The organism is Mesorhizobium sp. LMG 17147 (assembly GCF_024297145.1).
GTDB lineage: Bacteria > Pseudomonadota > Alphaproteobacteria > Rhizobiales > Rhizobiaceae > Mesorhizobium.
The window spans coordinates 75,349-102,343 of sequence record NZ_JANCTC010000009.1; the positions used below are offsets into that span (position 1 = coordinate 75,349).

The window sequence follows — 26,995 nt, forward strand, 5'->3', positions numbered from 1 at the left end:
GCTCGCTTCCAGACTTGTGGACAAAATCAGAGGCTTGGTACCTGAGCGCATATTCGTTGGCGACGATCGGTCCTTGCCGAAGCGACGGCCATAGACCAACCTGCTGGGCCGGACAGGTGGTTCCAATGAGCGAATTTTTCATCGATCCAAAATTCGGCCGCCTGGCCTTCGGCGCCGATCCCGGCAGCTATCACGCGACGCGACCTGGCTATCCTGATTGGGTATTCGAAATTCTATGTGAGCGGTGCCGTCTCGCGCATGGCACGGCGACGTTCGAGATTGGCGCAGGTACAGGAACTGCAACGCGCCGCTTACTCGAACTGGGCGCGAGCCCGTTGCTCGCCATTGAGCCGGATTCCCGCCTCGCGACTTTCCTTTGCGAGACTATTCAGGACAAGGCGCTCTCGGTGAGCGTCTCTGCGTTTGAGGATGCCGTCCTTGAGAAGGCCGGTTTTGATCTCGGTGTCAGCGCAACTGCCTTTCATTGGCTGGATGAGGACACGGCGCTGATCAAGGTCGCAGAGCTGCTTCGGCCGGGCGGCTGGTGGGCAATGGTCTGGAATGTATTCGGCGACGACAGTCGCCCCGATCCCTTTCATGATGCGACCAAGGTGCTGCTTGATGGGCCTTCGAGCCCGTCGGCGGGCTCAAATGGTATTCCGTTCGCCCTTGATGCCGAGGCCCGCGTGGCGGCACTGGAGCGAACCGGCGCGTTTGATGCCATCGAACATCGGACAAGTGTCTGGTCGCTCGTCCTCGATCCTGACCAGACAGTCGCCCTCTATGCCACTTTTTCCAATATCAACATCCGCAGTGACCGCGAAGCAATCCTGGCGGAGCTGGGTCGCATCGTCCGCGACGAGTTCCAAGGCTCCATAACCCGCAATATGACCACCAGCCTCTACACTGCGCGGCGCAGCTGACCGTCTGACTTTTCCGCTAGCGCTGCGAAGCCTTGCCGTCGATCGCCCTGCCCCAGTCGAGCAGCGGTTTTGCCCGCATGACGAAGTCGACGAGTTCGTCGACCAATCCAGCTCCGTAGATATCCGCCGGCTCGATTGCGTGCCGGACGGCGAAATGCCGGTTGCGGATGGCGGCCACGAGATCGGGCTCGATAACGTGCTCGAAGCCGCGCGGCGTGCGCTTCATACAGCCGTCCGGGTCGAGCTCGAGACCATTCTTCTTCAGCGCCGCGACGAGCGTGCGGAACTCAGCCGGCCGCTTTGCGATGGCGTTGCGCAGCGCCAGCAATAGCTCCGGTCCGGGCTGCCACCAGGCAACAGCGGCAAAGCAGCGCTCGAGCCCGATGTGGATGTAAAACACGCCCTGTTCCATCTTGGTGCCGTCGGGCGAAAGGATCGCCGACAGATGCCGGTTGTAGGGCCGTTTGTCCTTGGCGAAACGCACGTCGCGATTAATCCGGAACAGCGACTTCTTGCGGTCGCCGCGCAGGCCGAGCCCCAATGCCGTGAAGCGCTCGGAGAGCGCCTCGACCAGATCGCCGAAGGGATTGCGCAGGTCCCGCTCGAAAAGGTCGCGGTTTTCCAAAAACCACTCCCGGCTCTGATGAAAATCCAGTGCCTTGAGGAAGGGAATGGCCTTGTCACCAAAACCATTGAATTCAGCCGGCATCACGAGCCCTTGCCGATCCGCTCGAGCCAGGCATCCTCATCGATGACTTCGATACCGTGTTCGGCAGCCAGCTTGAGCTTCGAGCCAGCACCGGGCCCGGCGACGACGAGGTCGGTCTTCGCGGAAACCGAGCCGGCGACCTTCGCGCCGAGACGTTCAGCCATCGCCTTGGCCTCGGGGCGCGTCATCCTTTCGAGCGTGCCTGTAAACACGATCGTCTTGCCGGCGACCGCACTATCGGCTGAGACGTTCACGATGTACGGCTTCGGATGGACCTGCGTGAGCAGCGCTTCGAGCACGGCGTCGTTGCGTTCATTGCCGAAGAAATCGCGAAGAGCGCCTATCACGGTATCGCCGATGCCGTTGATCGAAGGAAAAACGCTGTGTGGATCGGCTGCCGCTGCTGTCTCCTTGCCAATGCGGATCAACTCCTCGATCGTCGAGAAGGTTCGAGCGAGCACAGCGGCCGTCGTTTCGCCGATATGGCGGATGCCCAGCGCAAAGATGAAGCGATCAAGTTCCGGCTCGCGGCGAGCGTCGATGGCAGCGAAGAGCTTGTCGAGACCTTCATAGTTGCGTTCCTCGACACCGCGTACATTCTTCCGCGTTTTGCCCGATGCGGCCTCACGCTGTCTGGCCTGCTCCTCCCGCCGCTCCGCCAATGCCTTGATGACGGCGGGACGGCGATCCCGGAGAGTGAAGATATCGGCTGCTGTCTTGACCAACCCGGCATTGAAGAACAGGTCAATGTTTTCAGCGCCCAGGCCTTCGATATCCATGGCGCCGCGTGACACGAAGTGACGCAATCCTTCCACGGCCTGGGCGGGGCAGATCAGTTCGCCAGTGCAACGTCGGCGGGAATCTTCCTTGCCGGTCTTCTCGTTGATCTCGCGCGTTGCCGGCGAGCCGCAGATCGGACATTTGTGCGGGAATTCGTAGGGCACGGCATCTGGCGGACGCTTGTCGACCACAACGCTGACGATCTGCGGAATGACGTCCCCCGCCCGCTGGATGACCACCGTGTCGCCGATACGTATGTCGTTGCCGTCGCGGATCGGCTGGCCGTTGCTGTCCAGACCCTTGATGTAGTCTTCGTTGTGAAGCGTGACATTCTCGACCACGACGCCGCCGACCGTGACGGGCGCAAGCCGGGCAACGGGCGCCAGCGTACCGGTACGGCCGACCTGAATGTCGATCCTGCGCACGGTCGTCATCGCCTGTTCGGCCGGAAATTTGTGAGCGATGGCCCAGCGTGGTTCGCCGGTGACGAAGCCCCATCTGCGCTGCAGCTCCAATTGATCGACCTTGTAGACCACGCCGTCGATGTCGTAGCCAAGCGATGAGCGCTGGGCCTCGATGAGGTGATAATGCGCGATCAGTTCGTCGACCGACTTTGCCCGGACCATCAGCGGACTGACCTTGAACCCCCACTCCGCGAATTTTTGCACGGAATCGTATTGGGTCGGAGCTGGATCCTTCGAAGTATAGCCCCAGGCGTAGGCAAAGAATTTGAGGTTGCGGCTGGCGGTAACGGACGGGTCCTTCTGACGGAGCGATCCGGCCGCCGTATTGCGCGGATTGACGTAATCCTGGCCGCCGATCGCCGCCGAGCGTTGCTTCAGCGCCTCGAATTCCGCGTAGGTCATGTAGACCTCACCGCGTATTTCGATGACCTCGGGCCAGCCTGATCCCTTCAAGGTCTTGGGAATGTCGGCGATGGTCTTGAGATTGGCGGTGATGTCCTCGCCGACGACGCCGTCGCCGCGCGTTGCCCCCTGCACGAACACACCGCCTTCATACCGCAGGGAGGCCGATAGCCCGTCGATCTTCGGCTCTGCCGTGAAGGCGATGTTCAGATCCTTGTCGCGATCAAAGAATCGCCGGCCCCGTTCTATGAAGTCCGCGACGTCCTGGTCGCTATAAGCCTTGGCCAGGCTGAGCATCGGCACCGCGTGCCGCACCTTGGCAAAACCTTCCGCCGGCGGCGCGCCGACCCTGCGCGAGGGCGAATCCTCGCGCACAAGATGCGGGAACCGCTGTTCGATGGCGAGGTTGCGCCGGGTCAGCGCGTCATATTCCGCATCCGTGATTATCGGCGCGTCCTCGCCATGGTAGCGCCGGTCGTGCTCGGCGATCTCCTGCGCCAACCGCATCAACTCGCTTGCCGCCTCGCTGTCGCTGAGCGAATCGACTGGTTTTTCGTCCATGCACTGCTCCCTCCACGGTGGCGCGACACAATAGAACAGGATTCTCCCATGAGGGAGAGACCAGACGCCGAAAATCATTCCTGAACAGCAGGATGGCGCCATACCCTGACTCAGGTCGCGAGCGCCGGAAACGAACTCGTCTGGAGCAATTCCAGGAAAACCGTGAAACGGTTTTCCGTCCGGAATTGCGCAAAACAAAGAGGTAGAGCGGTTCGGCGTTTCCGTGAAAGGATGAACCGCTCTAGGCTGCCGCGGTGTTCTCCCGCAGCAGCCGCTCGGCCGCCGCGCGCGCCTCGTCTGTAATGGTGGCGCCGGCGAGCATGCGTGCGATCTCTTCCTGCCGTGCCGCCCGGTCCATCTCGGCGATGCCGGTCGAGACCCGGTCGGCACCACCGGATTTGGAGATCAGGAAATGCGTCGCCGCGCGCGCCGCCACTTGCGGTGCATGCGTGACCGAAAGCACCTGCACGCGTTTTGCCAGCCGCGCCAGCCGCTGGCCGATGGCGTCGGCAACCGCGCCGCCGACGCCGGTGTCAATCTCATCAAAGACCAAAGTCGGCGCCGATCCACGATCGGCCAGCGCGACCTTCAACGCCAGCAGGAAGCGCGAAAGCTCGCCGCCGGAAGCGACCTTCATCATTGGGCCGGGCCTGGTGCCGGGATTGGTGCGCACCCAGAACTCGACTTGGTCGATGCCTTCTTCCATGCGGCTCTCGGCATCGCTTGCGATCTCGACGATGAACTCGGCCCGTTCGAGCTTCAGCGCCGGCAGTTCGGCCATTACCGCCTTGGTCAGCCCGACGGCCGCCGCATGGCGAAGCGACGACAGCTGGGCCGCCGTAATGTCGTAGGCCTGGCGCGCCGCTGCAGCCTGTTTCTCCAGCGCATGCAGGCGCTCCTCGCCGGCGTCGAGATCGGCAAGGTCGGCAGCCATGGTGTCACGCAATTGCGCCAGGTCATCCACGGCGACGCTGTGCTTGCGCGAGGCGGCACGCAGCGAAAACAGCCGCTCCTCAGCCTTCTCCAGCCGCTGCGGATCATATTCGGTCGCGCGAAGTGCTGCTTCGACGCCCGACTGCGCCGCGTCGAGCGACAGCATCGCTTCGTCGAGCGATTTGACGACGTCCTCGAGCAGCCCGGGCGCTTCGGTCGCCTTTCGCTGCAGCCGCCTGAGCAGGCTGGCCAGTTGCGGCAAGGGCGAGGACGGGCCCGAGAGCACATCCTGCGCATCGTGGATTTCCGAGGCGATCTTTTCGGCACGCATCATCGAGGCGCGCAGTTCGGCCAGTTCGGTCTCTTCGCCCGGTTGCGGATCGAGCCTGGTCAATTCGGCGACCGCAGCACGCAGATAATCGGCCTCACGGGCAGCTGCCTCGACTCTGGCCCGGTGCCGTGAAAATTCCTGCTCGCAGGTACGCCAATGCCGCCACGCCTCGCCGGTTGCCCGAGCAGCACCGAGATGGCCGCCGAAACTGTCGAGCAACTCGCGATGGGCGCCGGGATCGACCAAAGCGCGCTCGTCATGCTGGCCGTGGATCTCGACCAGCGCACGGCCGATGTCGCGCATCAGCGTCACGCTGGACGGCTGGTCGTTGACGAACACGCGCGTGCGGCCGTCAGCCGTCTGGACGCGGCGCAGGATGATGTCGCCGTCGTCCTCGATGGCATTCTCGGCAAGCAGCATGCGAGCCGCGTGGTTGCGCGGTACGTCGAACACGGCGATGATCTGGCCTTGTGCCGCGCCATGCCGCACCAGCGAAGCGTCGCCGCGGGCGCCAAGCGCCAGCGACAAAGCGTCGAGCAGGATAGATTTTCCGGCGCCGGTTTCGCCGGTAAGGACCGAAAGGCCGGACGAAAAGTCGATGTCCAGCTTCTCGATCAGAACGATATCGCGGATCGACAGTCTGGAGAGCATGGTGACGCGCCGCTCAGGCGCCGGTGATCAGCTTCCCGGCCTTGGAGATCCACGATCCGGCATTCTCGCGCGGCTCGAGCCCACCACTCTGCAGGAGCTTGTAGGAGTCCTTGTACCACTGGCTGTCGGGATAGTTGGTGCCGAGCACGGCCGCAGCGGTCTGCGCTTCCGACGTTAGACCCATCGCATAGTAGCTCTCGGTAAGACGCGCCAGCGCTTCCTCGACATGACGTGTGTTGGAATAGTTCTCCACGACGTTGCGGAACCGTTTGACGGCTGCGATGTATTCGCGGCGCTCGAGATAGTAGCGGCCGATCTGCATCTCCTTGCCGGCGAGCTGATCGTTGGCGAAGCGGATCTTCTCCTTAGCATCGTCGACATATTCGGAAGTCGGCCAGCGCGTCACCAGGTCCTGCATCGTCTGCGCGGTAAGACGCGCTTCCTTCTGGTCCTGGGTGACGTCCTTGATCTGGCGGTAGTAGCTCAGCCCGATAATATATTGGGCATAGGCTGCATCGTCGGTCGACGGGTAGAGGGTCAGGTAGCGCTTGGCCGAACCGATCGCCTCATCGTAATTGCCCTGACGGTAGTCGGCAAAGGCACCCATCACCATCGATTTGCGGGCGAATTCGGAATATGGATGCTGGCGGTCGACGGCATCGAACTTGCGGCTTGCCTCCTGCAGTCGCCCGGCATTCAGATTGGCGAGACCCTGATTGTAGAGCACGTCGGCCGGCTCGGTCTGATCGACATAGGTCGACAGGTCGACGTCCTTCTCGGACGACATGCAGGCCGACAGAAACAGCGATGGAACGACCACCGAAAGCGCCAGGAAAACAGCCCGCCGCAGCGCCTTCGATTGACCAACTCGCTTGAAAAACATGTTTGGATTCCGCCCTTTCGGCGTCATTTCAGTCGACGGCAGCAGCCATAAACCATAATTGCCTTGCCCGGCAACGCTATCCCCGGCCAATCGCACATTTTTGTGGCGGTTTGGCGCCACCTGGAAAGCTGTGTAATTTGGCCGGCCAGTGATGCATCCATGCAACACAGCCTGACCGCAACGTGGGCCGTAAGACCTTAAGAATCAGATCATCCAGGGCGCATAGAGGGGTGCGTTGACGGCGCTCATCTCCGCGGTACGCCCGCGCTCGCGGCGCGTCGTCTCGACGATCTCGAAAGCCGAACGGTCCGACAATAGACGGCGCAGCGCAGCGGCGTTCAGCCTGTGGCCACCACGATAGGAGCGGAAGCAGCCGATGAACCGGGCGCCGGCGAGCGCCAGATCGCCCATCGCATCCATCGTCTTGTGGCGCGCGAACTCGTTGGGATAGCGCAGGCCTCCCATGTTGATCACGCGGTTGTCGTCGCCGATCACCAGGGAGTTTTCCAACGAGGAGCCGAGCGCATAGCCGGCCGCCCACAGCCGCTCGACGTCCTTCATGAAACCGAAAGTGCGGGCCCGCGCGACGTCACGCCGGAAAATGTCGGCGTTCATGTCGGATGCAAAAAGCTGACGCCCGATCGCCGGGCTTTCGAAATCGATCTCGATCTCGAAGCGCGTGCCGTCGTAGGGCCGGAACTCCGCCCAGCAGGCGCCGTTCTCGATACGAACCGGCTTGACCACCCTGATGTAGCGACGCTTGACCGGCAGCGTTTCGATGCCTGCCTGGTCAATGGCCTCGACGAACATCACTGCGCTACCGTCGAGGATAGGCACCTCATGGCCATCGATTTCGATGACGAGATTGTCGATCCCAAGGCCGAAAAGCGTCGCCATCAGATGCTCGACCGTGGCGATGTGCTCGCCTTGCGGATCGCCGAGCATGGTGCAGAGGTCGGTGGCACCGACCTCGGAAACGAGCGCGCGAAATTCGTGGCTTCCGCTTGCATTCGAAAGCTGGAAGACGACACCCGTATCGGCGTCTGCCGGCAGGAAATGGACGGTGACCGGATTGCCACTGTGAACGCCGATGCCGGTCAGCGTCGCACGCGATTTAAGTGTCGTCTGATAGTCGTGCAAAACAATCCCCATAGCCCGTACTGCCTAGGTCCGCTTCATCTGCCCTGAGGGCGCGGCTCTTGATTGATCGGCAGGCAGGGCCACTTCCCCGAGACTCCCAGCAAACCGACTTTGGTCGGTGGCGAAGATAATGGTCCCGCGGGGAGACTCCAAATCACGGTTTCTTACTCGTTGTAACCGCAGCCCAGCGCGGAATTGCCCCGTAAGTCCCTGTTTTAAAAGTGCTTTTAATATTAACAGGCGAACAGTTTCCTGCTCGCCTGTTAACAACTGTTACAAACCGTTAACAGATCAATTGGCCTGTCGGCGCAGGAAGGCGGGAATCTCCAACTGATCGTCTTCCTGGACAGCCCGGCTCTGCGGCGTCAGGCGGCCCTGCTCATCCAGCTGGCCGCGACGCGGTGCGTAAAGCTGCGGATCCTGGCTGGCTAGGCGGCGCACTTCCGCCGGCGCCTGGCGCAGTTTCGGTTCGCGAGGCTGCGCCGGCTGCAGTCTTGCAGGTTCCTCTTCGCGGCGGGTCAAGCCGTTGGTCAGGCGCTTGAGCAAGCCCATCGGGCCGCTGTTCTCGTGGTCGGCCGGGCGGGCCTTGGCTTCCACTTCGGCCTTCACCTGCGGCGGGAAATCCTCGACCCGCGGCATGCGCTGGGGTGCCGCGGCAACCGGCTGCGGCATTTCACGATGCGGAGCGGGCTGCATCGCTTGCTGAACCGCTGGTTGCATCATCGGCTGCGGCTGAGCGGGAGGCGCCTGGAAGATCTTGCTCTGCGGACGGAAGTCTTCCGCATGGGCGACCGGTGCCGGGCGAGCCTGCGCCATCGCTGCAGCATTCGCCTCGGCGAGCTGAATGGCCTCGGCGACAGGATCGGCAGCACGTGGTTCATAGATCGGTTGCTGGACAGGCGCCGGGCGCATTTCCGTGACCTGGGCTGCCGGGCGGCTGACCGGCTTCGGCGGAGCCGCGCGGATGGCGATCGGCGCGGCAGCGATTTCGGCCGCCGATTTGTCGATGCCGGTGGCGACCACCGACACGCGGATAACGCCTTCGAGTTCCTCGTCGAAGGTGGCGCCCAGAATGATGTTGGCGTCCTGGTCGACCTCTTCGCGAATGCGGGTTGCGGCCTCATCGACTTCGAACAGGGTCAGGTCGCGGCCGCCGGTGATCGAGATCAGCAGGCCCTTGGCGCCCTTCATCGAGGTCTCGTCGAGCAGCGGGTTGGCGATGGCGGCTTCAGCCGCGGCCATTGCGCGGCCCTCGCCCGAAGCCTCGCCGGTTCCCATCATCGCCTTGCCCATTTCGCGCATGACCGAGCGGACGTCGGCGAAGTCGAGATTGATCAGGCCTTCCTTGACCATCAGGTCGGTAATGCATGCAACGCCCGAATAGAGCACCTGGTCGGCCATGGCGAAGGCATCGGCGAAGGTGGTCTTGTCATTGGCCAGCCGGAACAGGTTCTGGTTGGGAATGACGATCAGGGTATCGACGCATTTCTGCAATTCCTCGATACCCATGTCCGCCGTCTTCATGCGGCGCTGGCCTTCGAAGTGGAACGGCTTGGTGACGACGCCGACGGTAAGGATACCCTTTTCGCGGGCAGCGCGGGCAACGACTGGAGCCGCCCCGGTGCCGGTGCCGCCGCCCATGCCGGCAGTGACGAAGCACATATGCGTGTTGGAGAGATGATCGATGATCTCGTCGATGCACTCTTCCGCCGCCGCACGCCCGACTTCAGGCTGCGATCCGGCGCCGAGACCCTCGGTGACATGCGCGCCGAGCTGGATCAGCCGCTCGGCCTTCGACATCGTCAGTGCCTGTGCGTCGGTGTTGGCCACCACGAACTCGACGCCGCGCAAGCCGGCGGTGATCATGTTGTTGACGGCATTGCCGCCGCCGCCGCCGACACCGAACACGGTGATGCGCGGCTTGAGCTCGGTGATGTCCGGCTTCTGCAGATTGATGGTCATTGTCTTCGTCCTTTGCCTTTCCCGCCGCTTCGCCGCCGCGGCCGCCTATGGGGCTGTCCCCGTCAAATTAAAAACTGTCTCTCAACCACTGACTCATTCGATGCAGTTTTCCGCCTGTTCCGGTCATCCGAAGACCGGAAATTCCCTTCGCCGGGCGGCTCTCGAAGCTCGCCATCTGCGGGTAGATCAGAAGCCCGACGGGCGTCGAAAAGGCCGGCCCCTTGGCCGCCTCGGGCAGGCCTGCCACGCCAAGCGGGCGGCCAATGCGCACATTGCGGCCGAGAATGCGGCGTGCTGCTTCGGGCAGGCCGGCAAGCTGGCTGGCGCCGCCGGTCAGCACCACACGCTTGCCGACGGCATTGCCGTAGCCGGACTTGTTCAGGCGGTCGCGCAGCAATTCCAGCGTCTCGTCGATGCGGGCGCGGATGATGCGTGTCATCACCGAGCGCGGGATCTGCAACGGCACCTCGCCGTCCTCGCCGATCGGATGGATGGAAACCAGGTCGCGGTCGTCGGCACTGCCAGGCAGCGCCGAGCCATGCATCACTTTCAGCCTTTCGGCGGCATCGAGCGAGGTCGACAGGCCCTTGGCCATATCTAGCGTGACGTGGTTGCCGCCGATCGCGATGGCGTCGCCGTGGACGAACTTGCCTTCCGAAAATACCGAGATCGTCGTCGTGCCACCGCCCATGTCGATGCAGGCCGCGCCCATTTCGAGTTCGTCGTCGACCAGCGCGGCAAGCCCGCTGGCATAAGGCGTCGCCACCATGCGCTCGACCGACAGATGCGAGCGGTTGATGCAGAGCTCAAGATTGCGCAAAGGCGCCGCGTCGCCCGTCAGCACGTGCATGTCGACGCCAAGCTGGTCGCCAACCATGCCGCGCGGATCGCGCACACCGCGCTCGGCATCCAGAGAAAAGGCTACGGGAAGCGAATGGATCACCTCGCGCTCGGCCCGCAGCGCCTGCTTGGCGCCGGCGGCAAGCACGCGCTTGATGTCGGCCTCGTCGGCCTCATGGCCGCCGAGATTGATGGTGGCCGAAAAAGCCTCGCTCTTCAACCGGCCGGCAGTCATGTTGACGATCAGCGAATCGACCGTCAGTCCCGCCATGCGTTCCGCGGCGTCGACGGCAAGACGGATGGCGTGCTCGGCGCGGTCGAGATCGATGACGACGCCCGATTTCACGCCTTGCGATTTCTGGTGGCCGATGCCGATGACCTGGACGCGATGCGAGCGTCCGCGCAGCAGCTTGCCATCCTCGCGCGGCTTGAGCTTGGCCACCACGCAGCAGACCTTGCTGGAGCCGACGTCCAGCACCGTCAAGATGCCGGACCGGCGCGCCGAAGCATCGCTATTGCCGCCAAGCCAGCTCATATTTTCGTCTCCGGCTTGCGCTTCAGCATCTTGGGCTTTTCGTTGAGCGCGGCCTGGCGCTGTGTCGCCGCCTCCGGCGTCAACTGGACGACCAGACGATCGGAAAGGCGCATGTCGACGGCAGCGATGTCGCGCGTCAAAAGCCCGTTCTCGTGGTCCATCCTGACCAGGTCGGCAATCGCCTGGTCCTCGCCGTCTTCGGGAAGTTTGATCGTGATGCCGTTTTCAAGCTTGAGATCCCAGCGCCGTTCGCCGATGCGGATATAGCCCTTGATCCGCGCGGCGAGCTCCGGATAATTCTTGATCTTCGCCAGGAAATCCGGCGCTTTGGCCGGTGCGCCGGTGCCGATGATCAGCGGCAGCAATATCTGCTTGCCGCCGGAGAAGGGCGCAATGACGGCGCCGGATTTCTCGATGACCGAAAGCGCGCTGCCTTGCTGCCACAGCGCGAACGGCTCGCGCTCCTCGACGCGCACTTCCAGCGTATGCGGGTAGACCTTGCGCACTGCCGCGGCTTCGACCCAGGGTAGCGTGGTGATGCGTTCGCGCGCGGTTTCGGCGTCGAAGCCGATCAGCGAGGTCCAGCCGTCGAGTTCCAGCCTGTCGAGAATATCGATCTCGGATGTTTCGCGGTTGCCGACGACCTTGACCTGGTCGACGGCAAAGCCGGTGCGGGCGGTGACACTCTGGACGATGGCGTCGGCATGTCCGCCGAGATATGCGCCATAGGCACTGCTCGAAATAAGCAATGCCGCCGACAGCATGGCAGCGCAATAGGGCGGCGCTTCGAAGTCGCCCTCGCCGAGGCGCGCCAGCACGCGCACCGGCCGGCGGAGCAGGCGCGGCAGCACGAAATGGTCGAACGACAACGGCATGCCGAACAGCGCCGGCCCGGCCGCGCCCTTCCCCCTGCCCTGTCCCCACTTCAACGCAGACACGAAGCGTCCTCCACCATCCAACTCAACAAATCGCCGAACGAGTGTCCCGCTTGCGCGGCGATTTCCGGCACCAAAGACGTCGGCGTCATGCCCGGCTGGGTGTTGACCTCGAGCCAGACAATTTCGCCGTTTTCGGAGTGACGATCGTCATAACGGAAGTCCGACCGGGAAACGCCCCGACAGCCGATAGCTTGATGAGCCTTGAGTGCCAGTGTCTGTATTTTTTGGTAAATATTCGGTGAAAGTTTTGCCGGGCATTCGTGTTTTGATCCTCCCGCGACGTATTTTGAATCATAGTCGTAGAAGGAATGGCCGGTCGGGATGATCTCGCAGACACCGAGCGCCACATCGCCCATCACCGCGCAGGTCAATTCCCGCCCGTGCACATAACGCTCGACCATGACCGTATCGCCGTATCTCCACTCGGACGAGCCGATGATCTGCGGCGGATGCGACTGGCCTTCATGCACGATGACGACACCGAAACTCGACCCTTCGTTGACCGGCTTGACCACATAGGGCGGCTTCATCGGGTGCTTGTTCTGGATGGCGAAGCGATTGGCCACCTTCGATTCCGCCACCGGAATGCCGGCCGCCTTGGCGACCTTCTTGGCCTGTTCCTTGTTCATCGCGAGCGCCGAGGCAAGCACGCCCGAATGGGTGTACGGAATGGCGAGGTACTCGAGGATGCCCTGGATGGTGCCGTCCTCGCCGAAAGGGCCGTGCAGTGCGTTGAAGACGACGTCAGGCTTGAGCGCGCTGAGCACCGAGCCGATGTCGCGCGAGACGTCGACGCGGGTGACCTGGTAGCCCTCTCCCTCGAGCGCATCGGCACAGGCTTTGCCCGACGACAGGGACACGGGCCGCTCGGACGAGAATCCTCCCAGAAGGACGGCCACGTGCTTGCTTGTCATTCCCCGTCATTTCCTCTCACAGCAGGCCTGCACTATCGTGCATGACCCGAAAAGCATCGCGCACACTCACACGCGCCGAGCAACTTCGCTCCGTGTTTTCCGCAACATTGAGTCCGAGTCTCCCGGCAGGTTGCCCCCCAGACGGAAACGCGAGCAACGCGTCGAAACGACTCAAATCAGGAAACGCTTCAGGGCAGAGAATCAGAGAGTTGATTCGCTGGCAAGTGCTTACGATTCCGATGGATTCACTTTCCGCAAAAACGGCAGCAAAATGTGAATTCATGAGTCCGAAAAGCAACGGCGGTCGACTTGCCTAAAGCAACTGCCCGAGAAATTCCTGGACCGCATGGCCCGGCCGAAAATTACCGATGCGCTTGATCTCCCACTGCAGCCGGATGCCCGATTTTTCGAGCACGCGCGCACGCACCGTCTCACCGAGATATTCAAGCTCGTAGCCGGTGGCGGTTCCGGTGTTGATCATGAAGTTGCAATGCATCGGCGACATCTGCGCCCCGCCGACCATCAGGCCGCGGCAGCCGGCCTTGTCGATTTCCTTCCAGGCCGAGGTGCCCTCGGGGTTCTTGAAGGTCGAGCCCCCGGTTTTTTCGCGGATCGGCTGCACGGTCTCGCGATGGTTCTGGACAGCATCCATCGCGGCCTTGATCGCCGCCCTGTCCTCGGGAACGCCTTCGAGCAGCGCCGATGTGAAGATCAGCCCCGACGGCGCCGCTGAATGGCGATAGGCATAGCCCATGTCGGCATTGCTCAGCGTATGAACATTGCCCTTGCGGTCGAGTGCCCGCACCTCGACCACACGCTCGCGTGTCTCGACGCCATTGGCGCCGGCGTTCATCCTCAGCGCTCCGCCAATGGCGCCGGGAATGCCGTGGTAGAAATGAAAGCCACCGATGCCGGCCTCGTAGGCAACGGCCGCAAGACGCTTGTCGGGCGTTGCGGCGCCCGCCTTGATCATGGTCGGCGCAATCACTTCGGTCTCGCCAAAGCCTTTGGCCGAAAGCCGGATGACGAAGCCCGCAATCCCGCCGTCACGGACAAGCAGGTTCGAGCCGACGCCGACGATGGTCAGTGGTATTTCCTCGGGCACCGCCTTCAGGAACGCGGCAAGATCGTCCTCGTCGGCCGGCTGGAACAATGCGTCGGCGAGCCCGCCGGCTCGGAACCAAGTGATCTTGTCCATCTCGGCATTGGGCGTGATGCGGCCGCGCAGTCCGGCAAGCCGGTCGCCAAGCTTCTCGATCAACGCCTGGCCGCGCATCATGAGATGGTCCCGCCGAGTTCCCTGGGCAGCGCATAGGCCCATTGGGTGATGTTGCCGGCGCCGAGGAAAACGACGAAATCGCCCGGCTTCGCCACCTCGCGAACGATCGGCCCGATCGCCGCCGGACCTTCGATGTAGCGTGCGTCGCGATGGCCGCCGGAGCGGATGCGCGACACCAGTGCGTCGGACGTAACGCCGTCGATCGGTTCCTCGCCGGCCGCGTAGACGGGCGCCACCATTACCGTATCGGCGTCGTTGAAGCAGACGGAAAACTCGTCGAACAGATCGCGCAGCCGGGTGAAGCGGTGCGGTTGGGTAACGGCGATGATGCGGCCCTTGGTGGCGCTGCGCGCGGCCTTCAGTACCGCCGTGATCTCGACTGGATGATGACCGTAATCGTCGAACACATCGACACCGTTCCACGACCCGGTATGGGTGAAACGCCGCTTGACGCCGGCGAAGGACGACAGGCCCTTCTTGATTGCCTCAGCCGAAAGGCCGAGCTCATGCGCGACGGCAATCGCCGCCGTCGCATTGGAGACATTGTGACGTCCGGGCATGGGTAGCCGCAGACCTGATATCGTTATCTGGCCGTGCGTCTTGCGATCGCGGATCACCACGTCGAATTCCGAGGTCGGGCCGTCCATGCGGTGATTGGTGAAGCGCACGTCGGCCTGCGCATTTTCGCCATAGGTGATGACGCGCCGGTCCTCGATGCGGGCGACCAGCGCCTGCACCTCGGGATGGTCGGTGCACATCACGCCGAAGCCGTAGAACGGCACATTCTCGACGAACTGACGAAACGCCTCGCGCACTTTGTCGAAGGAGCCGTAATGATCGAGATGCTCGGGGTCGATATTGGTGACGACGGCAATCTCGGCCGGCAGCCTGAGGAAGGTGCCGTCGCTCTCGTCGGCCTCGACCACCATCCATTCGCCGTCGCCCATGCGGGCATTGGTGCCATAGGCATTGATGATGCCGCCATTGATCACCGTCGGGTCGAGCCCGCCGGCTTCGAGTAGCGTCGCCACCATCGAAGTCGTCGTCGTCTTGCCATGCGTGCCGCCGATCGCGACCGCTTGGCGGAACCGCATCAACTCGGCTAGCATTTCGGCGCGCCGCACGATCGGCAGCAACTTCTCTCTCGCCGCCTTCAGTTCCGGATTGGATTTCTTGATTGCGGTGGAGACGACGACCACCTCGGCCTCGCCGAGGTTTTCGGCCTGGTGGCCGACGAAGCATTCGATGCCCTTGTCGCGCAGCCGCTGCACATTGGCGCTGTCGGCCTGGTCGGACCCTTGCACCTTGTAGCCGAGATTGTGCAGCACCTCGGCGATGCCGCTCATGCCGATGCCGCCAATGCCGATGAAATGCACGAGGCCGATCGTCTGTGGCATCTTCATTCGTGCGTCTCCTTCCTGAATTCCGAAACGGATTTCCTGGACGCAATAGCCTCTGTCAGATCGGCGAGCAACCGCACGGCATCCGGTTTTCCGGATGATTTCGCCGCCGCGGCCATTGTCGCCGCCCTGCCCGGATCATCCATCAAGGCCCCGATCAACGCAGCAATGTGCTCGGGCGAAAGCGTGGATTGCGGATGCACCTCGGCGCCGCCCGCTGCCGCAAGGGCCGCCGCATTCGCCGCCTGGTCGTGGTCGAGCGCGTGCGGATAGGGCACCAGCAGCGCCGGCCGGCCGATCACCGCGATTTCCGATACGGTCGATGCGCCGGAGCGCGACATCACCAGATGCGCCGCCGCCAGCCGCTCTGCCATGTCGGTGAAGAACGGCGACACCTCGGCCCCAATGCCAAGTGCGGCATAGGCGGCTTTCACCCGCGTCACATCGTCGGCGCGCGCCTGCTGTGTGATCGCCAGCCGCCTGCGCTGTGCGCCGGAAAGCCGGGCGATTGCCGCCGGCACCGCGTCGGAAAAGAACTGCGCGCCTTGGCTGCCGCCAAACACCAGCAATCGGAACGGCTCTTCGCCGGCCGATGCGGCATAAGGTGTCTTCGCCGCCTCCAGCACTTGCGGTCTGACCGGATTGCCGGTGGTCACCGTCTTGGCGCCTGCGGCACTGCTGACTTCAGGCAGGAACCCACCGGCAATGGCGTCGACGCGGCCGGCAAGCGCCCGGTTGGCGCGGCCCATCACCGCATTCTGCTCGTGGATCAGCGTCGGCACCTTGCGCCGGGTCGCCGCGTAAAGCGGCGGCAGTGTCGGATAACCACCGAAGCCGACCACGATGGCGGGCTTGATGCTGGCGATGACGGCCGAGGCCTGCCGCACCCCGCGCCAGATTTTCCAAAACGCGGCGAGCACGGCAAAAGGATTTTTCGACCCCATCGTCGCCGACTGGATCGGATGGATAGCGGCTGCCGGGAACTGCCCGGTAAAGCGCTCGGCGCGCTCGTCCGTCGCAAGATGCACCGTCCAGCCGCGCCTCGTCAGTTCGTGCGCCAACGCCTCGGCCGGGAACAGATGTCCGCCCGTGCCGCCTGCCGCCAGCAGGATAACCCCCTTTGCCATCTCACTCCGCCGGCATCGCACGCGGCGACGGCATGAAGCCCAGCTGCTTGCGCTTTTCCGGGCGCTTGCGCGTCAGCGCCAGCACCATGCCCATCGAGATGGCGATCGCGATCTGCGAAGAGCCGCCGTAGGAGATGAACGGCAGTGTCATGCCCTTGGCCGGCATCAGCTGCAGATTGACGGCCATGTTGATGACCGACTGCAGTCCGAAGACCGTGACCAGGCCGCCAACCGCGTAGCGGGTGAAATCGTCCTGCTCCTTGAGCGCCGTGTTGAGACCGCGCAGCACGATGAAGCCGAAGATGGACATGATGAAGAAACACATGATCAGCCCGAATTCCTCGCCGGCGACGGAGAAGACGAAGTCGGCGTGGCTGTCGGGGATGACCCGCTTGACGGTACCCTCGCCCGGCCCGACGCCGAACCAGCCGCCATTGATCAGCGCCTCGCGGCCCATATCGACCTGGAACGTGTCGCCCTCGCCGGTCATGAAGCGGTCGATGCGGCCGGCAACGTGCGGGAACACCGCATAGGCGGCGAACACGCCGCCGACGCCGGCAGCACCCAGCGCGACGATCCACAGCCACGGCAACCCGGCCATGAAGAACATCACCCCCCAGGTGCCGAGCACCAGCATAGTCTGCCCCAGGTCAGGCTGCGCCACCAGCAGCGAGATAACCAGTGCAAGCAGCAACATGGCGAACAGATTGCCGGGAATGTCGGGCTGCCGCTTGTGCTCGGCGAACAGCCAGGCGCAGATGATGACGAAGGCCGGTTTCAGGAACTCGGATGGCTGGATCGACAGGCCGGCAAGCGACACCCAGCGCCGCGCGCCCTTCACCTCGACGCCGATATAGAGCACTGCCACCATCAGAAACAGCATGATGCACAGCATGACCAGCGCCATGCGCCGGATCTGCCTGGATTCAAGGAACGAGACAGCCAGCATCACCCCAAGTGCCGGAATGGTGAAGATGATCTGGCGCGTCGCGAAGTGGAAACTGTCGAGCCCGATGCGCTCGGCCACCGCCGGGCTTGCGGCGAAGGACAAAACGATGCCGAGCCCCATCAGCGACAGGAACGCCGCCAGGAACCAGCGATCGATCGTCCACCACCAGGTCGCAACCGGGCTTTTGTCGAGACGGCTTTGCATTATCGTGTCCCTCCGATGGGCATCACGCCATCAATGGCGGTTACGGCCTGCCTGAACGCCTCGCCGCGCACTTCGAAATTCTTGAACTGGTCGAAACTGGCGCAGGCCGGCGACAGCAGCACCACCGCCTCGCCGCTACTATCCCTGGCCGCATCACGGGCGGCGTGTTCGACTGCCGCGGCCAACGTGCCTGAGATCTCGTAAGGCACCGCCTCGCCAAGCGTCGCCGAAAAGGCCGGTGCAGCTTCGCCGATCAGATAGGCCTTGGCGATGCGCGGGAAGAAGCCGCGCAACGGCTCGATGCCGCCCTCCTTCGGCAGGCCGCCGGCAATCCAATGGATACGCGCAAAGCTCGACAGCGCCGGTGCAGCGGCATCGGCATTGGTCGCCTTGGAATCGTTGACGAACAGCACATGCCCTTTGCGGCCGACCTGCTCCATGCGGTGCGCCAGCCCCGGGAAACTCTCCAGTCCGGATTGGATCTCGCCGAGTTCGAGCCCGACCTTGAGGCAGGCGGCGGCGGCGGCCAGTGCATTCTGCGCATTGTGCTGGCCGCGCAAGGAGCCGATGCCTTCGAGGAAGGCGACCCGGCTGTAGCGGCCGTGCACGGCTTCCATTAAATTCGTACCGTCGGCAAAATAACCGTCGGTCAGTGGCAGGCGCTTGGAAATCCGAATGACCTGCCGGCCGGCCCGCTCCAGCCGGTCCGCGATCTGGGCGCACCAGGAATCGTCGACGCCGATGATTGCCGTCTCGCTGCCGGCCACCAGCCGCTCCTTGATCGAGGCGTAGTGTTGCATCGTGCCATGGCGGTCGAGATGATCCGGCGTCAGATTGAGCAGGACGCCGGCCGTCGGATCGATCGAGGGGGCAAGGTCGATCTGGTAGGAAGAGCACTCAACCACATAGTGCCGCTCGGGCTGCGGCGGATCGAGCGTCATCACCGCACGGCCGATATTGCCGCCCATCTGCGTGTCGCGCCCGGCCGACTTGAGTATGTGCGCCGTCAATGCCGTGGTCGTCGACTTGCCGTTGGTACCGGTGATCGCAATGAAAGGTGCTTCCGGCGCCCGCGCCGTCCGCTCGCGGCAGAAAAGCTCGATATCGCCTATGATCTCGACGCCGGAGCCCCGCGCGAGCTCGACAGTCCAGTGCGGCTTCGGGTGCGTCAGCGGCACGCCGGGCGACAGCACGAAGGCGGAAAACCTCGCCCAGTCCGCGCCGCGCAGGTCCGCGGTTGCAATACCGACCGCGCCAGCCTTGGCGACGCTGTCGGGATTGTCGTCCCAGGCCAGCACATCTGCGCCGCCTTCGATCAGCGCGCGCGCCGTGGCGATCCCCGAGCCGCCGAGCCCGAAGAGCGAAACGCGCTTGCCTGAAAAGGATGCGGCGGGGATCAAGCGGCCTCCTATCTGAGCTTCAGGGTCGACAGGCCGACCAGCGCCAGGATGACAGCGATGATCCAGAAGCGGATCACCACCTGGCTTTCGGTCCAGCCGAGCTTTTCGAAATGATGGTGGATCGGCGCCATCAGGAAGACGCGCTTGCCGGTCATCTTGAAGTAGCCGACCTGGATGATGACCGAGAATATCTCGACAACGAACAGGCCTCCGACAATGACCAGCACGATCTCGTGCTTGGTCGCCACGGCGACCGTGCCGATCAGCCCGCCCAGCGCCAGCGAGCCGGTATCGCCCATGAAGATGGCCGCCGGCGGCGCATTGAACCACAGGAAGCCGAGCCCGGCGCCGATCACCGCTCCAAGGACCACCGCCAGTTCGCCGGTACCGGGCACGAAATGGATCTGAAGATATTCGGCGAATACCGCGTTGCCGGAGAGATAGGCGATGACGCCGAAGGACGCCGCCGCGATCATGATCGGCACAATCGCCAGTCCGTCGAGGCCGTCGGTCAGGTTCACCGCATTGCCGGCGCCGACGATGACGAAGCACGAGAACGGGATGAAGAACCAGCCGAGATTGACGAGAAACTCCTTGGCGAAAGGGAATGTCAACGACGACGAGAACGGCGCCTGGCCGTTATGCATGATCACCCAAGCGGCGATGCCTGCGATGGCAAATTCGAGCCCCAGCCGAGCTTTGCCGGAGAAGCCGAGATGCGATTGCTTCGTCACCTTGAGGTAGTCGTCGTAAAAGCCGATCGAGCCGAACCCCAGCGTCACCAGCATCACCACCCAGACGTAGATGCTCGACAGGTTCGCCCACAGCAGTGACGAACCGATGATGCCGGACAGGATCATCAGCCCGCCCATGGTCGGCGTTCCCGCCTTCTTGAAATGCGTCTGCGGCCCGTCGGCGCGGATCGGCTGTCCCTTGCCTTGCCGCAGCCTCAGCGAATTGATGATGGTCGGTCCGAAGATGAACACGATCAGCGCCGCCGTGATCAGTGCCCCGCCGGTGCGGAAAGTTATGTAGCGGAAGACGTTGAAGACCGAGATCTTGTCCGCAAATTCGACGAGCAGTGTTAACATGCGCTTGCGTCCCCCGGACCGATCCTAGGTCTGTCTGCTGGTTGTGGCTTCCGCCGGAAACTTGCCGAGCAATGCCTCGACCAGCTTTGAAAAGCCTATGCCCTTCGACGATTTGATCATAACCACGTCACCCGGCCTCAACTCCGACAGAAGCACCGGTTTCAGATCTTCCGCGCCGGCGCGGTACTCCGTCCTGATCTCGCCGGGCAAAACGTCGGCCAGCGCCCGCATTTCCGGGCCGCCGAGAAAAACCGTGCGCGTGTCGGTGCCGACGATCAGGTCGGCAAGGGCGGCATGCAATTTCGCCGAATGGCTGCCGAGCTCGAGCATATCGCCGAGCACGGCAATACGCCTGCCCTCGCCCGACACCGGCGTCGTGTTGAGCAGCGCCATTGCAGCGCTCATCGACGCCGGATTGGCGTTGTAGCTCTCGTCGATCAGCGTGATCGGCCCCTTGGGGTGGCGCAACATATAGCGTTTGCCGCGTCCGCGTTCGGGCGAAAGATCAGCCAGCGCCTGCGCAACCCTGGTGACGTCGGCTCCGACCAGATGCGCTGCACCCAGCACCGCCAGCACATTCTGCACCATATGGCGGCCCGGCGCGCCGATCCTGGCGACGATCTCATGGCCGCCAATCTTGGCGGTTATCACGGAATGATCGGCATCGAGTTCGCATTTGATCAGTTTGAAGGTCGCCCGGGCATTCTCGCCGAATCCGTAAACATGCTCGACGCCGGCCTCTTTCGCCATCTTCTCCAGCAGCTTCCAGCGCGAGTCGTCGCGGTTGAGAAGGGCGGCGCCACCGGGCTCCAGTCCTTCGAAAACCTCCGCCTTGGCCTTGGCAATCTCGTCCAGGTTGCGGAAGAAGCCTAGGTGAGCGGCCGCGATCAGCGTGATGATGGCGACATGCGGCCGGACCATCTTGACCAGAGGCCGGATCTCGTCCGGATGGTTCATGCCGATCTCGAAGACGGCAAAATCACAATCCCGGGGCATGCGCGCCAGCGTCAGCGGCACACCCCAGTGATTGTTAAACGACTGGGCCGATGCATGCACGGTACCGACCGCGGAGAGAGCGTGGCGCAGTGCTTCCTTGGTGGTGGTTTTGCCCGCCGATCCGGTCACGGCAATCACCCTCGCCTTTGAGCGTGCGCGCGCCGCAACGCCGAGCTTTTCCAGCGCGACGAGCACATCCTCCACGACGATCATCGGTGCCGTCAGCCGCCCCAACGACGGCAGCTTGCCCTCGGCGACGACCAGCACGCCGGCACCCGCCTTGATGGCGGCGGTGACGAAATCATGGCCGTCCATGGCCTCGCCCTTGATGGCGAAGAAGGCGTCTCCCGGCTGCAGGCTGCGGCTGTCGATGGAAATGCCGGCGATACCTTCAGGCATCGGACCGAGCGGCCGGCCATCCATGGCGGCAACCAGCGCCTCGGAGGTCCACAGATAGCTCACGCCGCTTGCTCCCTGAGCGCCGAGCGAACTTCCTCATGATCGGAAAAATGCAGCGTCTCGGCACCGATGGTCTGGCCTTCCTCATGGCCCTTGCCGGCCACGATCAGCGTATCGCCGGCGTGAAGCATCCCGACTGCCTGGTGGATGGCCTTGCGCCGGTCGCCGATCTCGATCGCCCCCGGTGCAGCCGCCAGGATCGCGGCGCGGATCGTCTCGGGGACTTCCGAGCGGGGATTGTCGTCGGTGACGATGACGACATCGGCCAGCCTTGTGGCGATCTCGCCCATGATCGGCCGCTTGCCCCGGTCGCGGTCGCCGCCGCAACCGAATACGACGATGACGCGGCCCGTGGTAAAGGGGCGCACCGAAGCCAGCACGTTTTCCAGTGCATCCGGCTTGTGAGCGTAGTCGACATAGACGGGCGCGCCGTTGGCGGCCGTCCCGACAAGGTCGAGCCGTCCCGGCGCGCCCTTCAATTTCTCCAGCGCCATCAACGCTTTGGCAACAGATGTTCCAGTCGAAATGGCGAGGCCGGCCGACACCAGCGCATTTGCAATCTGGAAGTCGCCAGCCAGCGGCAAGTCGACTTCATGGAGAACGCCGTCCGCTTCAACCTCGGCGCGCTGGCGGTGGCGCTCGTGCTCGACCCGCTTCAGCCGCAGGAAATCGCCGTGGCGTCCGACCGTCAGCACGTTCAGTCCCGCAGCATGCGCCGCCTTGATCGTCGGCTCCGACCACGGGTCGTCGGCAAAGATGACGGCCGGCGCGCCCTTCGGCAGCAGCGCGTCGAACAGACGCAATTTGGCGCGATGATAGTCCTCGACCGTCGGATGATAGTCCATATGGTCGCGGCCGAGATTGGTGAAGCCGCCGGCCGTAAGCTTGACGCCGTCGAGCCGGCGCTGGTCGAGGCCATGGCTGGACGCTTCCATCGCGGCGTGGGTGACGCCGGCCTCCGCCAGTTCCTTGAGCAGCCTGTGCAATGCCACCGGATCCGGCGTGGTCAGCGAGCCATATTCGTTGCGGCCCGGCGCCACCACGCCGGTCGTGCCGATCGAGGCGGCGGCGAAACCCGCCTGCTCCCATATCTGCCGGGTGAATGCGGCGACCGAGGTCTTGCCGCTGGTTCCGGTCACCGCGACCATGGTTTGTGGTTGCTTGCCGAAATAACGGGCCGCACTCTGCGCCAGCGCAAGGCGCGGATCGTCTACGACAAGAACCGGCACTGGCAGCCCGGCGACCGCACTGCCCTTGCCGACCACGATCGCTGCGGCGCCGCGGCTCGCGGCGTCGGCTGCATAGGCTGCGCCATCCGCCTTGGAGCCGGTGAGCGCGAAAAAGACGACGCCCTCTGTTACCTGGCGGGAATCCGACGAAATCCCTGTAACCTCCATGTCGAAGGGAGCCGTCCCATCGACAGGCAGGATACCGGCTAGATTTTTCAGCTTCATCGAACCCCGTTCATCGCAACAAAATAGCGCGCAGTTGCCGGCGCGCCCGAAGAATCACTGATAGGAAACCAGCGTTGCACCATTTTCATGGCTGAAATCTGGCTTCACGCCAAGCATGGAAGCCGCACGTCGGATGATGTTTGCAGCCATGATGCCCGCGTTCGAGGCGGCCGTAGCACCCATGCCGGGCTTTTCCGGCTTCGGTTCGTCGGCGATCGTAAGCACTATGTATTGCGGATCGTCCATCGGGAAAGCTGCAACGAAGGCGTTGAAATTCTTTTCCTTCGAGTAGCGGCCGTTGACGACCTTCTCCGCCGTTCCCGTCTTGCCGCCCACCCGGTATCCTGGCACCCGTGCATTGCGACCGGATCCCTTTTCGGCATTGAGTGCATAGAGATAGCGCATGCCCTCGACCGTCTTGTCGCTGACCACTTTCTTGGCCACCGCCATCGCCTGCTCCTGCGTGCGAGGCAGGAAGGTTGGGTCCATCAGATAGCCGCCATTCATCAGCGCGGCGCAGCCGACCGCTGTCTGCAGCGGCGTCGTCGACACGCCGTGGCCGAAGGCGATGGTGATCGAATTGACCTGCTTCCAGACCTTGGGCTCGGTCGGCCGAGCGACTTCCGGCAGTTCGGTCTGCATCTTCTCGAGGATTCCCAGGCGATGCAGGAATTCGCGGTGTCCGTCGATGCCAACCGCTTCGGCTTCCTTGGCAGAACCGATATTGGACGAGTAGATGAACACTTCCGGAACTGACAGTATCCGGCCCTTGGCATGGAAATCATGGATGGTTTGATGGCCGATCCTGATCGGGCGCGACGCGTCGAAGCGGCTTTGCAGCGTTATCTTGCCGGAATCGAGCGCCATGGCGGTGGTGAAGCTCTTGAAGGTCGACCCCATTTCGTAGAGGCCTGCGGACATTCGGTTGAGCCGGTCCTTGTCCTGCGCATTATAGGGGTTGTTCGGATCGAAATCCGGAACGGAGGCCATCGCCAGCACCTCGCCGGTCTTGACATTGAGCACGACGGCGCCCGCCGCGATCGCGTGGTACTTTTCCATGCCGGTGGCGACCTCGTCGCGCACGATATGCTGGACGCGCAGGTCGATCGAGAGCTGCACCGGTTTCAAATCCTTGGCCACCGCCAGGCCCGACGCCTGAAGGTCGCTCAAGCCTTGTTCGTCTATGTATTTCTCCATGCCGGAGATGCCCTGATTGTCGATGTTGGTGAGGCCGACAATGTAGGACGAGGTTTCGCCGGCCGGATAGAACCGGCGCTTTTCGGTGCGGAAGCCGAAGCCGGGGATGCCGAGCTGCATGATGTCGGCCTGCTGCTTCGGCGTCAGTTGCCGCTGCAGCCAGACGAAGCCGGCGCCGCTCTTCAGCTTGTTGTATGTCTGCTCGTAGTCGATCTCGGGAAGCACCGTCGACAGTTTTTCGATCGCCTCGTCGGCATCGACGATGCGGCGCGGCTCAGCAAACAGCGACGCCGTCTTGATGTCGGTCGCCAGCACTTCACCGTTACGGTCAACGATGTCGGGTCGCGATGCCGTCACTCGGCTCTGGGGGCCGCCCGACAGGTCGGGATTCTGGAAACCCAGATAGACCAGCCGCCCGGCAATGGTAGAATAGATACCGAAGAACACCGCCATCGTCATGACGATGCGGGTCCTGCCCTTGCCACCGGTCGCCTTGCGGGCGCCTTCGACGACGATCGATCCGCCCGCACCGGGCTTCGAACCGCGCTTCAGTAGCCTCCCAACCTTTGGAAATCTGGCGGCGATTGGAAATCCGCGGATCATTGGATGATGCCTCCGGTCACCACGGGATCCTTGCCGCCGACATCGGCCATGCCGCCCAGCCGCTGCGATGAAAGGTCCTCGATGTTGACGGGCTTCGCCGGCAGATCGTCCAGCCCGACGATCTGCCGCGCATTGACCGGCTCGAGTCCGAGTTGCGATTTGTAGATTTCGGTGAGCTTTTGCAGGCGGGACGGCTGGGTAAGCAGGCTCCAGTCCGCCTTGAGCAGGTCGATCGTGTCCTCTTCATAACGGATCTGCGCCTGGATCTTGTGCACTGCCGCCAGTTGCTCCTCGGCCTCGCGCTTGGTCTTGTAGGTCAGGGCAGCCGCCGAAACCATGACGGCGATCAGGACTATGTCGCTGGTACGAAACACGTGCTCACCTCTCTCCCGGTCGATCGGCGCCGGGAAGCTTTGGGCCAGGCAGTTTTGGCAGGCCGAAAATCGAAAAATCGCCGGCACGCGCCGGCGCCTCTGTACGGATCGCAGCGCGCAGCCTTGCCGAGCGCGCCCGCGGATTTGCTGATATCTCGGCATCGCCAGGCGTCACGCCGCCGCCCTTCTTGGTGAAGGTGGCGGTGCGCGCCTGGGCCTCGGGCAGATGCCGCGATCCGGTCGCTGAATCGGCTCTGTCGGCGATGAAGCGCTTGACAATGCGGTCCTCCAGGGAATGGAAGGTCACCACGGCAAGCCGCCCGCCCGGTTCCAGCACGCGCTCGGCGGCAAACAGCGCCTTGGCCAGTTCGCCGAGTTCGTCATTGACGAAGACCCGCAGCGCCTGGAAAACGCGGGTGGCCGGATGGATCTTGTCTTTCGGCGCGCGACCGATATGCGTCTCGATGGCATCGGCAAGGTCGAGCGTGCGCTCGAAGGGGCGTTTTTCGCGACGGCTTTCGATCATGCGGGCGATGCGCCCGGCATGGCGTTCCTCGCCGAGAAAACCGAAGATGCGGGCAAGATCGCCCACCTTGAAGGTGTTGACGACGTCGGCGGCGCTCAGGCCCGCCTGCGCCATGCGCATGTCGAGCGGTCCATCGGCCCGGAACGAAAAGCCGCGCTCCGGCTGGTCGATCTGCATGGAGGAGATGCCGATGTCGAGCACGACGCCATCGGCACTTTCAACCTGCTCGTCGAGCGTCGAGAACGGTGCCTGGACAAGCCTGAGCTTGCCGCCGGACTGCTGTTCAAGGGCCCGCCCCGCCGCGATCGCATCCGGATCGCGGTCGATAGCGACGACCGAGGCTCCGCTTGCCAGAATGGCCTTGGTGTAGCCGCCGGCACCGAACGTGCCGTCGACGATCACCTCGCCTTTTGTCGGGGCCAGCGCCTCCAGAACTTCGGCAAGGAGGACCGGAATGTGGCGGGCTGGTCCGCCAGCGGCATGAACTTCATCGCCGTCGCCCGCCATCATTCCGGCCGCTCCCCGGGCTTCGTCCCCTGCCGAAGCTGCAAAAGCCGGGCGCGTGCTTCCGTCCCATAGGCGCTGAGCCGTCCGGGCTCCCAGATCTGAAAGAAATTGCCGCGACCAACGAAGGCCACTTCCGCTGAAATGCCGGTATGCTCGCGAATGAAATCGCTCATCGTGATACGGCCGTCCTGGTCGAGCTTCAGAAACGTTCCATCGCCATGGCAGAAGAACGACATGTCGTCCGCCGTCTGCAGGAACGGGTCTTCCTGGGCGATGCGCTGCTCGTAGCGATCGAGCAGGTCGAGCCCACCGACATCCATCGCCGGGCGATCCAGGCAGCGTAGCGCATAAAGTTCCGAATAGCCGCGTTTCTGCACAACGGCACGGAAATGCGCCGGCACGGACACCCGTCCCTTCGCATCGATCCTGTTCACCGCGTTCGACAGAAACCGGTCCATTACGC

The 26,995-nt window shown here is 63.3% G+C and carries 22 protein-coding genes; 1 reads left to right on the forward strand and 21 read right to left on the reverse strand.

The window, feature by feature from the left end; translation table 11 throughout:
* The first annotated feature begins 125 nt into the window (after positions 1-125).
* Positions 126-923 carry a bifunctional 2-polyprenyl-6-hydroxyphenol methylase/3-demethylubiquinol 3-O-methyltransferase UbiG gene (locus tag NMG46_RS18160; RefSeq protein WP_254818977.1) on the forward strand — a complete coding sequence of 266 codons (798 nt, stop codon included), beginning with the start codon at positions 126-128 and terminating at the stop codon, positions 921-923.
* A gap of 16 nt (positions 924-939) precedes the next feature.
* Here NMG46_RS18160 and NMG46_RS18165 read toward each other — a convergent pair whose 3' ends face one another.
* The 21 genes from NMG46_RS18165 to mraZ form a co-directional block, all read right to left on the reverse strand.
* Positions 940-1,632 (reverse strand): DUF2461 domain-containing protein, encoded by a 693-nt coding sequence (locus NMG46_RS18165; RefSeq protein WP_254818978.1) that lies wholly within the window; start codon positions 1,630-1,632, stop codon positions 940-942.
* A complete protein-coding gene (ligA, locus tag NMG46_RS18170; RefSeq protein ID WP_254818979.1) occupies positions 1,632-3,839 on the reverse strand; it encodes an NAD-dependent DNA ligase LigA in 2,208 nt (735 codons plus the stop codon). Before ligA ends, NMG46_RS18165 begins: the two co-directional genes overlap by 1 nt.
* A gap of 241 nt (positions 3,840-4,080) precedes the next feature.
* Entirely contained in the window at positions 4,081-5,754 is a 1,674-nt protein-coding gene (gene recN, locus NMG46_RS18175) for a DNA repair protein RecN (RefSeq protein WP_254818980.1), read from the reverse strand.
* A gap of 13 nt (positions 5,755-5,767) precedes the next feature.
* Positions 5,768-6,637: an outer membrane protein assembly factor BamD gene (locus NMG46_RS18180; protein WP_254818981.1), complete on the reverse strand. Its 870-nt coding sequence runs from the start codon at positions 6,635-6,637 to the stop codon at positions 5,768-5,770.
* Between the two features lie 204 nt (positions 6,638-6,841).
* Positions 6,842-7,789: a UDP-3-O-acyl-N-acetylglucosamine deacetylase gene (lpxC, locus tag NMG46_RS18185; protein WP_254818982.1), complete on the reverse strand. Its 948-nt coding sequence runs from the start codon at positions 7,787-7,789 to the stop codon at positions 6,842-6,844.
* A gap of 279 nt (positions 7,790-8,068) precedes the next feature.
* A complete protein-coding gene (gene ftsZ, locus NMG46_RS18190) occupies positions 8,069-9,739 on the reverse strand; it encodes a cell division protein FtsZ (RefSeq protein WP_254818983.1) in 1,671 nt (556 codons plus the stop codon).
* Positions 9,740-9,806: 67 nt separating this feature from the next.
* On the reverse strand, positions 9,807-11,114 hold the full coding sequence (gene ftsA / locus NMG46_RS18195) for a cell division protein FtsA (protein WP_254818984.1): 1,308 nt from the start codon (positions 11,112-11,114) through the stop codon (positions 9,807-9,809).
* Entirely contained in the window at positions 11,111-12,052 is a 942-nt protein-coding gene (locus NMG46_RS18200; RefSeq protein WP_254818985.1) for a cell division protein FtsQ/DivIB, read from the reverse strand. Before NMG46_RS18200 ends, ftsA begins: the two co-directional genes overlap by 4 nt.
* Entirely contained in the window at positions 12,040-12,966 is a 927-nt protein-coding gene (locus tag NMG46_RS18205; RefSeq protein WP_254818986.1) for a D-alanine--D-alanine ligase, read from the reverse strand. Before NMG46_RS18205 ends, NMG46_RS18200 begins: the two co-directional genes overlap by 13 nt.
* Before the next feature lie 313 nt (positions 12,967-13,279).
* On the reverse strand, positions 13,280-14,245 hold the full coding sequence (gene murB / locus NMG46_RS18210; protein ID WP_254818987.1) for a UDP-N-acetylmuramate dehydrogenase: 966 nt from the start codon (positions 14,243-14,245) through the stop codon (positions 13,280-13,282).
* Complete coding sequence (gene murC / locus NMG46_RS18215) at positions 14,242-15,648, reverse strand: UDP-N-acetylmuramate--L-alanine ligase (protein ID WP_254818988.1); 1,407 nt, start codon at positions 15,646-15,648, stop codon at positions 14,242-14,244. Before murC ends, murB begins: the two co-directional genes overlap by 4 nt.
* The gene (gene murG / locus NMG46_RS18220) at positions 15,645-16,772 is read right to left on the reverse strand and encodes an undecaprenyldiphospho-muramoylpentapeptide beta-N-acetylglucosaminyltransferase (protein ID WP_254818989.1); all 1,128 of its coding nucleotides are present in this window, start codon (positions 16,770-16,772) and stop codon (positions 15,645-15,647) included. Before murG ends, murC begins: the two co-directional genes overlap by 4 nt.
* 1 nt (position 16,773) lies before the next feature.
* Positions 16,774-17,925: a putative lipid II flippase FtsW gene (gene ftsW, locus NMG46_RS18225; RefSeq protein WP_023676765.1), complete on the reverse strand. Its 1,152-nt coding sequence runs from the start codon at positions 17,923-17,925 to the stop codon at positions 16,774-16,776.
* Complete coding sequence (gene murD / locus NMG46_RS18230) at positions 17,925-19,325, reverse strand: UDP-N-acetylmuramoyl-L-alanine--D-glutamate ligase (RefSeq protein ID WP_254818990.1); 1,401 nt, start codon at positions 19,323-19,325, stop codon at positions 17,925-17,927. The genes ftsW and murD overlap by 1 nt, the downstream gene beginning before the upstream one ends.
* A gap of 8 nt (positions 19,326-19,333) precedes the next feature.
* On the reverse strand, positions 19,334-20,416 hold the full coding sequence (gene mraY, locus NMG46_RS18235; protein ID WP_254818991.1) for a phospho-N-acetylmuramoyl-pentapeptide-transferase: 1,083 nt from the start codon (positions 20,414-20,416) through the stop codon (positions 19,334-19,336).
* Between the two features lie 24 nt (positions 20,417-20,440).
* The gene (locus tag NMG46_RS18240; RefSeq protein WP_254818992.1) at positions 20,441-21,874 is read right to left on the reverse strand and encodes a UDP-N-acetylmuramoylalanyl-D-glutamyl-2,6-diaminopimelate--D-alanyl-D-alanine ligase; all 1,434 of its coding nucleotides are present in this window, start codon (positions 21,872-21,874) and stop codon (positions 20,441-20,443) included.
* Entirely contained in the window at positions 21,871-23,325 is a 1,455-nt protein-coding gene (locus NMG46_RS18245; protein WP_254818993.1) for a UDP-N-acetylmuramoyl-L-alanyl-D-glutamate--2,6-diaminopimelate ligase, read from the reverse strand. The genes NMG46_RS18240 and NMG46_RS18245 overlap by 4 nt, the downstream gene beginning before the upstream one ends.
* Before the next feature lie 54 nt (positions 23,326-23,379).
* Complete coding sequence (locus NMG46_RS18250; RefSeq protein ID WP_254818994.1) at positions 23,380-25,125, reverse strand: penicillin-binding protein 2; 1,746 nt, start codon at positions 25,123-25,125, stop codon at positions 23,380-23,382.
* A complete protein-coding gene (locus NMG46_RS18255) occupies positions 25,122-25,499 on the reverse strand; it encodes a hypothetical protein (protein ID WP_254818995.1) in 378 nt (125 codons plus the stop codon). Before NMG46_RS18255 ends, NMG46_RS18250 begins: the two co-directional genes overlap by 4 nt.
* Positions 25,500-25,503: 4 nt before the next feature.
* Positions 25,504-26,535 (reverse strand): 16S rRNA (cytosine(1402)-N(4))-methyltransferase RsmH, encoded by a 1,032-nt coding sequence (gene rsmH / locus NMG46_RS18260; RefSeq protein ID WP_254818996.1) that lies wholly within the window; start codon positions 26,533-26,535, stop codon positions 25,504-25,506.
* Positions 26,532-26,990: a division/cell wall cluster transcriptional repressor MraZ gene (gene mraZ / locus NMG46_RS18265; RefSeq protein ID WP_254818997.1), complete on the reverse strand. Its 459-nt coding sequence runs from the start codon at positions 26,988-26,990 to the stop codon at positions 26,532-26,534. Before mraZ ends, rsmH begins: the two co-directional genes overlap by 4 nt.
* Between the last annotated feature and the right edge of the window lie 5 nt (positions 26,991-26,995).